Genomic DNA, 9,018 nt, shown 5'->3' on the forward strand with positions numbered 1-9,018 from the left:
GTGTATATTTTCTAAGGCTGTCAGCCAAAAATTTACTCATCAAAAGTGCTAAAGCTGTAAAAATTTATGCCAAGCTATAAACAGCTTCAGCCAAAAATATTTTTTGGGTTGCCATTTGTCTTATCCAACTCGAGTCATGAGTATTGCTGCTAATTCCCAACAGCCAAATTTTGTGTCTGAACATCTGGAAACTTTTACCAGTAACGCTAATGGCTCATCAGCCAATTTCGGAGCCGAGTTGGTGTATACGCAAGATGGGATAGGGCGATATCTTTCCTTTCATTGGCAACACTGCCAAAGGTTCGGTATTGATCCTCAGCAAGTTGTTGATGCCAATGTCGATGCGGTTTTTGCCCCAGTAGATAAGGTTGCTTACCTAGAAAGGTTGCACCGGATACTTACAACTTTAGTGCCAGAAAAGTGTCAATACTGGTTTCGCTATCAAGAGCAGTTGATAGAGTTGGAGTTAATTATTAGCCCAATTTTGCCGACGTTGGGTAATCCTGCGATCGCTGTTTTGGTGATTGGACGGCTACTACAAGCTACAGTCAACAAAACAGAAATGGAAGCGATCGCACAAAGCACCACAGAATTGGAATTAGCCTTACGTTCACAGCAAAATCAACAATTGGTAACGCAAATTACCAGAAATATCCGCCGCACTCTAGATTTGGATATAATTTGGCAACAAACGGTTGATAGTTTAGGAGAACTGCTACAACTGAAGCGTTCAATTATTTGTCCATACCAACCGTCAAATAACAAACTCAAGGTAATAGCAGAGTATCGTCAACCAGCATTAAGTTCTGTGTTGGGTTTAGAAGTGGATATTGCTGCTGAGCCAGCATTTGCTAGAGCTTTGACTACCCTAGAACCAATTTTAGAAGAAAACCCCAAACATCCGCTATTTGGGCAAGAAACAATGTTGGTAGTAGCAACCTGCTATCAAGATCAGCCCAACGGATTGATTGCTGTGACTCTGTGCGATAAATGTTATGGTGTAACAGCCACAGAACTTGAACTAGCAAAAGAAGTGGCAGATCAGTTAGGGACTGCGATCGCTCATGCGACTTTGTATAGAGAACTAGAAGCCGCACGCCAACAAGCAGAAGAAGCATCCCGCCTCAAAAGTGAGTTTCTCGCTAACGTGTCCCACGAAATTAGAACGCCGCTGAACGGGATGATCGGCTTTTTAAAATTAATTTTGGACGGAATGGCTGATGATCCAGAGGAACAAAAGCAGTTTATATTGGAGGCTCATAAATCATCACTCCATCTGCTGGATGTCATCAGTGACATTTTAGACTTTGCCAAAATCGAAGCAGACAAAATGGAACTGGAACTAGTGCCAGTCAGTATTGCAGAACTCTTCAGCGATGTAGGCAACTTTATGCGCTTGCAAGCCGAACAAAAAAACCTGAGCTTCCAGATGCATTTGCCAGATACATCGGATGATATTCTTGTCTACGGTGACTACCAACGCCTCAAGCAAGTAATGCTGAATTTAGTCGGCAACGCCATTAAATTTACCCACGAAGGTGGTGTGACTGTCAACGCCGATGTAGTTCGCAAAACAATAATATTTCAAGACCGAGAATTCCCCGGCATGGTAAAAGTACGTGTGGCAGATACTGGTATTGGCGTTTCTCTAGATCAACAAGACAAACTGTTTCAACTATTTTCACAAGTGGATGGTTCCCGCACTCGTCAATATGGTGGTACAGGTTTAGGACTAGTCATTTCTCAAAAACTTGTAGAAGCTATGGGTGGAGAAGTACATTTTTATAGCTTGGGTGAAGGGCTTGGCTCCACAGTAACTTTCAATGTACCACTGTATCAGCAACCAGTGATGGTTTCACCAAGTGAGGTCAATGCACAAGAATAGTCATTTGTCAATTGCTAATTGTCCATCGTCAATTGTTACCAGTTAAAACAATTGACTATTGACTCTGGACACTACAAAGCGGATTAAACTAAGAAAAGTGAAGTCAATGTGGTGGTATGACAACTCCAGACACAGCCCGCAAGTTATTCCAAACTGCTTACGAAAGCCGTTACACTTGGGACAAAAACTTTCCCGGTTACAGTGCAGATGTACAAGTGGTGCAGGGTGCGGAGGTTTACACAGGTCAAGTTCGCATTAACCACGACATGAGTATAGAAGTTACAAGAGTCAGTGATCAGCAAGTTGCAGAAGGTATTTACACTCAATTACAGGATATGGTCACTCACCGCCAACGTATTTCTTTTGAGGAGTCACACGGCAATCACGAATTCGTTCTCGGTGAAAGAGACAACACCGATGCAGTGGAAATTTTGGTCAAGGGCAACTCAATAGATTCTAATTACAAAATCCGGGATAAGCAAGTTTGTCAGGTAAATCGAACAATGGGTCGTATGGCTTTTGTAATTGATACTTATAAAAGTTTGGATACAGGTGAAGGCTATATTCCCATTTCCTATCAGGCTACTTTCCGCAACACTCAAACCAACAAAGTCACCAGCATTCTGAAGTTTGAAGATACCTATGAGAAAATAGGCGACTATTATATCATGACCAAGCAAGTTGTGCAAGAGTATATAGATGACAAAAATACTACTAATACTGATTTCAAGTACTCAAATATTGTTCTTAATTAGTGGTTGATTGTTGTTTGTTAGTGGTTAGTAGTTAGTGGTAATTCCTCTACCCCACCCTTACCTTAAGCCGCTACGCGTCTACATACTCCTCATACTCTCCCCATTGCCCCCCATCACCCCACACTTCCCTAATCCCCACCCTTCTTGTACTAGGATGTAGTTAACAAATATAGAAATAAATATTTCTGCTCAAAATGAGGTCTGAAAAATGGAATTGACAGCTGACAACGTAGAAACTGTTTTGGATGAGATGCGCCCTTATCTGATGTCTGATGGTGGTAACGTGGAACTTGTAGAACTCGATGGCCCCATTGTTAAACTGCGGTTGCAAGGCGCTTGCGGTTCTTGCCCAAGTTCCACAATGACCTTGAGAATGGGTATTGAACGTCGTCTCAAGGAAATGATTCCTGAAATTGCAGAAGTTGAGCAAGTAATTTAGGAATGGGTAATGGGTAATTGGTAATTGGTAATGGGTAATTGGTAATGGGTAATTGGTAATTGGGATATTACTATGCCCGATGCCCAATACCCGATGCCCAATATCCAATGCCCAACACCCAATGCCGATCCTCATGTCCCATGCCCAAATAAGCCTATGTCTCATCTGCTCTACATCGCTTTTATCTGGCATCAACATCAGCCGCTGTATAAATCCCGCAGCGGCGTTTCGCTTTCTTTGTCTCAGAATTATCGCTTGCCTTGGGTACGTCTACACGGTACTAAGGATTATCTGGATTTAGTACTGCTTTTAGAGAGGTATCCTAAGTTACACCAAACCGTGAATTTAGTACCATCACTAATCTTACAACTAGAAGATTATATCGCTGGTGCAGCTTTTGATCCTTACTTAGAAGTTAGTCTCACACCCACAGAACAACTCACTCAGCAACAGCGAGAATTTATTATCCAACACTTTTTTGATGCCAATCATCATACGATGATTGATCCTCATCCCCGCTATAGTGAGTTATATAGGCAAAAGCAAGAGAAAGGACAAGCTTGGTGTTTGGAAAATTGGCAAGCACAAGATTATAGCGATTTATTGGCTTGGCACAATTTGGCTTGGATTGATCCCTTGTTTTGGGATGACCCAGAAATTGCTGCGTGGTTAAAACAAGGTCGAAATTTTACTTTAAGCGATCGCCAGCGTATTTATTCTAAACAACGAGACATCATTAGCCGCATTATCCCCCAACATCGGAAAATGCAACAAACAGGGCAAATTGAAGTACTCACTTCGCCCTACACTCACCCGATTTTGCCCTTACTTGCTGATACTGATTCCGGCAGAGTAGCTGTACCAAATATGACATTGCCTCAGTATCGATTTCAGTGGCCAGAAGATATTCCCCGACATTTACAAAAAGCTTGGAATTTATACATAGATAGATTTGGGCAAGAACCCCGTGGTCTATGGCCCTCGGAACAGTCAGTTAGCCCAGAAATTTTACCGTATATTGTCAAACAAGGATTTAAGTGGATTTGCTCAGATGAAGCTGTCCTGGGATGGACGCTGCGACACTTTTTCCACCGGGACGGGGCGGGAAATGTGCAACAACCAGAGTTATTGTATCGACCGTACCGTTTAGAAACCCCTGCCGGTGATTTAGCGATCGTCTTCCGTGACCATAGATTATCAGATTTAATTGGCTTTACCTATGGTTCCATGCCACCGAAACAAGCAGCCGCCGACTTGGTAGGACACCTGCAAGCGATCGCAAAAATGCAAAGAGAACATCAAAGCGAACAACCTTGGTTAGTCACCATCGCCTTAGACGGCGAAAATTGTTGGGAATTTTATGCTCAAGATGGCAAACCCTTTTTAGAAGCTTTGTATGCAACCCTAGAACGAGAACCACATCTCAAACTCGTCACCGTCTCAGAATTCCTCGAACAGTACCCACCAACAGCAACTATTCCTGGAAAACAACTACACAGTGGTTCTTGGGTAGATGGTAGTTTTACCACTTGGATTGGTGATCCTGCCAAAAATCGTGCTTGGGATTACTTGACACAGGCACGTGCCACCTTAGCAAATCATCCAGAAGCAACCGAAGAAAACAACCCAGCAGTTTGGGAAGCATTGTACGCAGCAGAAGGTTCTGACTGGTTTTGGTGGTTTGGTGAAGGGCATTCTTCCAACCAAGACGCGATTTTCGATCAATTATTTCGCGAACATCTGTGTGGTATTTACAAAGCTTTAAATGAACCCATACCTCCCTACTTACGTCAGCCTGTAGAAGTTCATGCTGCACGCACAGATCATCGTCCAGAAAGCTTTATTCATCCCAATATAGACGGTAAAGGAGATGAACAAGACTGGGATAAAGCTGGACGTATCGAAATAGGTGGCGCACGGGGAACAATGCACAACAGCAGCGTCATCCAACGTCTGTGGTATGGGGTAGATCACTTGAATTTGTATCTGAGGCTAGACTTCAAAGCAGGTAGTCAGCCAGGACAGGATTTGCCACCAGAGTTAAATTTGCTGTGGTTTTATCCTGACAAGACGATGCACAATAGCCCTATTCCCTTAGCGGAAGTGCCAGATATTGCACCAGTGAATTACCTATTCCATCATCATTTAGAAATCAATTTACTGACGCAATCGGTTCAATTTCGGGAAGCAGGGGAACATTATCAATGGCATCCTCGTACTAGTCGGGCGCAAGTTGCTTTAGACCGTTGTTTAGAGATTGCGATTCCGTGGGCTGATTTACAAGTGCCACCAGACTATACCCTGCGCTTAATTCTAGCGTTTGCAGATGAAGGGCGTTTTTGCAATTATTTGCCGGAGAATGGTTTGATTTCGATGGAAGTACCTTAATATTTGTTAGTTGTTGGTGGTTGGTGATTGATCGTTAATTGAAAAAGAGGTTTACACATCGATACCGATACACACCGATAAAAAGACAACCCAGTCATCGAATCGGTGTTCATCTGTGTTCATCTGTGTTCGATAATCATTACCCCCTCATTGCCCCATAATCTTGTTGAAAACTCGACCACCGATACACACCGATACACACCGATAAAAAGACAACCCAGTCATCGAATCGGTGTTCATCTGTGTTCATCTGTGTTCGATAATCATTACCCCCTCATTGCCCCATAATCTTGTTGAAAACTCAACCACCGATACACACCGATACACACAGATAAAAAGAGAATTTTAATTCTTGCTACTCTTCAGCTTTTATTTTTTCTTAATTCAATTTTTTATCTAGAAATTTCATTGATTTTTCGTTGAATGTTGTATCAAATTTTTCTATTAAATCTTGGACTGATTCTTGTCGATTAACTGTTAAACGAGGTATTTCATACTGATTTTTTAAAAAACTTCTATTTAAAATCTTATTATTGTATAAATACCCTGATAAATAATATTTAGATACATATTTTTGGACTCGTTGATTATAAGCACCATAAGGATACGCAAAATGAGAAGCTACTTTTTGCTGCGGATCTAAATCATGTGTACATTTTCTTAATTCATTCTGGGATTCTAGTAATTCCTCGATCAAGTTTTTATTACTTAGTCTTGTTAAATCTTTATGATTTAATCCATGAGATTGAATATCATAAAAACCTTGTTGTAATCCATCTCTTAACTCCTGACAACTTAGATTAGTGGAATTAACACTACTTTTCTTAGATAAAGCACCTGGATTGATAAACAAAACTACTTTTACTTTCTTGCCATATTTTTTTTCTAGTTTTTTTAATACAGGTAGTAAATTTGTGTATACTGTTCTATAGCCATCGTCAAAAGAAATCATAATAGGCTTTTTCTTCACAAATAAATCTGAATTTGTATGATTTTGATTTGATAAAATTTCATATAAATCTTGTGAAGTTATAAACCAATAATCGTTAATCAGCAGGTATTCTAAAAATCTTTCTAAATTTTTTTGGGGATAATGCATTCTACCTTGTTCAAGCTGGGTAACAGAATTTTTATTATTAATTACACCATGAAACCCCAAAATAGGAATGACGGTAGCATTATCCTGAAAAATTAAAAGAAATAAAATAATAATAAAACTTACAGCCAAACTCAGAGGTAAATTTTTACTTTTTGGGGGATTTACAACTGGAGCAGCTTTACTGTAAGTCATTTTAGAGTTTTCAGGAATGCGCCAAAATACAGACAATATTAAGAACTTAGAAGCAAGGTTTTTCTGCGAGATTTGTCGAAAGTGACAAATGAACCTTATTTTTTTGTAAAAAAACAAATTATTATAGTCTATTGGCTTCCATACTGAACCATATTTTGGTTTATTCTATACCGGGAAAAAATACCAAGTCTACACTACTCGAATTATTTTCTTTCAATACGGGTAGTAATAGAGCGTAATCGTATACAGAATCAAGTGAGTCGTAATTAAAGTTAATAGTATGTCCTTATTACAATCTCCTCTAGCCAGCAATAATAAGCAATCACGTACCGTTGGACGGGGTGTACAGTCTATCTTTTTGATTGTGTTTACCCTCTTAATGACAAACGGTATTCTAGCGCGGTTGGTGTATTTGCAAATTGTTCAAGGCCCCACTCTCCGAGAAAGGGCTGAGTCTAATCGAATTCGGCTTTTACACAAACAACCAGAACGGGGTAATATTTTTGACCGCAATGGCAAACTTTTAGCTACTACTCGCTATCCTCATTCTGTATATTTGTGGCCGATGGCTCACAAGAATAAGGATTCATGGTCGAGAGTAGGGCCGCGTTTATCTCAAATTCTTCATATCCCCTTAGATGAGATAGAAAAGAAACTTGAAGAAGCTAAGAAAGAACCTAACTATTCTGGATTAGTGCGGATCAAACACGATTTAAGTTTAGATGAAATTACTGCCTTAAAAGAGTATGAAAGCGAACTAGATAATGTAGAAATACATACGGATGCAGTTCGTTATTATCCACATGGAAAAGAATTTGCCCATGTACTAGGTTATACTCGGGAATTGACACCCGAACAGTTGCAACAAAAAAGAGACGAAGGCTACCGTCTCGGAGATGTGATTGGTCAGATGGGAGTTGAGAAGGCTTATGAGGACTTACTCCGGGGTGAATGGGGTGGTCAGCAATTGGAAGTAGATGGTAGCGGGCGTCCATTACGGATTTTGGGACAGAAACAGGCAAAAGCTGGTGAGGATCTGCGATTAACCCTAGATGCGGATTTACAAATGGCAGCAGCAAAAGCTTTAGGCGATCGCAATGGAACTATCATCGCCATGAACCCCTACAATGGTGCAATCTTAGCAATGGTGTCTCACCCTACCTTTGACCCCAATGTTTTCTCCAAGCCAAAAGCTTCCCAAAAAGAATTGGAAGAAATTTTGTTGGGTGCAAATCATCCCTTACTCAATCGTGCTTTGAGAGCCTATCCCCCAGCAAGTACATTTAAAATTGTCACTACTACCGCCGGGTTAGAGTCGGGTGAATTTTCTCCTGACACAATACTACCAACCTATGGTTATCTAAATTTTGGCGGTACTCGTTTTAATGAGTGGAACCATGCTGGATTTGGACCATTGGGATTTGCACGAGCGATCGCGATGAGTAGCGATACCTTTTTCTATCAAGTTGGTGCTAGAGTTGGTGGCCCGACTTTAATTGAATGGACGCGCAAGTATGGGTTTGGTAAAAAAACTGGGTTTGAATTTACCTCAGAGGAATCAAAAGGTTTTGTTCCTGATGAAGCATGGAAACGCAAAGTCTGGAAAATGCCTTGGACTGTAGGTGATTCTGTGAATATGTCAATTGGTCAAGGAGCGCTACTTGCCACTCCTTTGCAAGTTGCTGTGATGTTTGCTGTACCTGCTAATGGTGGTTACAGAGTTCAACCCCATTTACTTGAAGACAACAAGCAAGCCAAATCTTGGCGTGAGCCAGTCAACATGAAAGCCTCCACAGTCCGAGTTCTGCGGGATGGACTACGCAAGGTGGTAAGTGAAGGTACGGGTAAAGCTTTAAATGTACCGACTCTTCCTCCTGTAGCTGGTAAAACAGGAACCGCCGAAGCTTGGTTACGTCACGGTGTCAAAGCCAATCATGCATGGTTTGGTGGTTATGCTCCCGCCGATAAACCAGAAATTTTGGTTGTCGCATTTGCAGAACATTCTGGTGGTGGCGGCGGTAGTGTTGCTGGACCTATGGCGTTACAAGTGATGGAAAGTTATTTTTACAAGAAATATCCAGGTAAGTACAACAAGCTTCAGGGTAATAACTCAGGAAATCATCGTCCTTAGTACGATTTTTCATGGTTTGTAGCGAATTCTCTGCGTCTGTGGTGTGCTTATTCCACAGTACGCATGGGTTTAAAGTCGCTACGATTTCACAGAAAGAAATGTTTTGAAAGGCGAACACAGATGCACACC

The 9,018-nt window shown here is 41.1% G+C and carries 6 protein-coding genes; 5 read left to right on the forward strand and 1 reads right to left on the reverse strand.

The window, feature by feature from the left end:
• Positions 1-136 precede the first annotated feature (136 nt).
• The 4 genes from UYK_RS0114110 (at position 137) to UYK_RS0114125 (ending at position 5,467) form a co-directional block, all read left to right on the forward strand.
• Positions 137-1,885 carry an ATP-binding protein gene (locus UYK_RS0114110; RefSeq protein WP_009457150.1) on the forward strand — a complete coding sequence of 583 codons (1,749 nt, stop codon included), beginning with the start codon at positions 137-139 and terminating at the stop codon, positions 1,883-1,885.
• A gap of 116 nt (positions 1,886-2,001) precedes the next feature.
• Positions 2,002-2,640: a DUF3386 domain-containing protein gene (locus UYK_RS0114115; RefSeq protein WP_009457149.1), complete on the forward strand. Its 639-nt coding sequence runs from the start codon at positions 2,002-2,004 to the stop codon at positions 2,638-2,640.
• Between the two features lie 208 nt (positions 2,641-2,848).
• Positions 2,849-3,079 carry a NifU family protein gene (locus tag UYK_RS0114120; RefSeq protein WP_009457148.1) on the forward strand — a complete coding sequence of 77 codons (231 nt, stop codon included), beginning with the start codon at positions 2,849-2,851 and terminating at the stop codon, positions 3,077-3,079.
• A gap of 156 nt (positions 3,080-3,235) precedes the next feature.
• Positions 3,236-5,467 carry a glycoside hydrolase family 57 protein gene (locus tag UYK_RS0114125; RefSeq protein WP_016871617.1) on the forward strand — a complete coding sequence of 744 codons (2,232 nt, stop codon included), beginning with the start codon at positions 3,236-3,238 and terminating at the stop codon, positions 5,465-5,467.
• 379 nt (positions 5,468-5,846) lie between these two features.
• On the opposite strand, the gene UYK_RS0114130 is transcribed toward UYK_RS0114125, so the two are convergent.
• Positions 5,847-6,758, reverse strand: coding sequence for a polysaccharide deacetylase family protein (locus tag UYK_RS0114130; protein ID WP_009457146.1), 912 nt, complete (start codon positions 6,756-6,758; stop codon positions 5,847-5,849).
• Positions 6,759-7,038: 280 nt separating this feature from the next.
• Here UYK_RS0114130 and mrdA point away from each other — a divergent pair, with 280 nt between their 5' ends.
• On the forward strand, positions 7,039-8,889 hold the full coding sequence (gene mrdA, locus UYK_RS0114135) for a penicillin-binding protein 2 (protein WP_009457145.1): 1,851 nt from the start codon (positions 7,039-7,041) through the stop codon (positions 8,887-8,889).
• Positions 8,890-9,018 lie beyond the last annotated feature (129 nt).

It is taken from the genome of Fischerella thermalis PCC 7521 (genome assembly GCF_000317225.1).
Lineage (GTDB): Bacteria > Cyanobacteriota > Cyanobacteriia > Cyanobacteriales > Nostocaceae > Fischerella > Fischerella thermalis.

Excerpts from the sequence above, each read along its gene's own strand:
- UYK_RS0114110 (WP_009457150.1), top strand. The coding sequence starts at position 137 with ATGAGTATTGCTGCTAATTCCCAACAGCCAAATTTTGTGTCTGAACAT.
- UYK_RS0114115 (WP_009457149.1), top strand. The coding sequence starts at position 2,002 with ATGACAACTCCAGACACAGCCCGCAAGTTATTCCAAACTGCTTACGAA.
- UYK_RS0114120 (WP_009457148.1), top strand. The coding sequence starts at position 2,849 with ATGGAATTGACAGCTGACAACGTAGAAACTGTTTTGGATGAGATGCGC.
- UYK_RS0114125 (WP_016871617.1), top strand. The coding sequence starts at position 3,236 with ATGTCTCATCTGCTCTACATCGCTTTTATCTGGCATCAACATCAGCCG.
- UYK_RS0114130 (WP_009457146.1), bottom strand. The coding sequence starts at position 6,758 with ATGACTTACAGTAAAGCTGCTCCAGTTGTAAATCCCCCAAAAAGTAAA.
- mrdA (WP_009457145.1), top strand. The coding sequence starts at position 7,039 with ATGTCCTTATTACAATCTCCTCTAGCCAGCAATAATAAGCAATCACGT.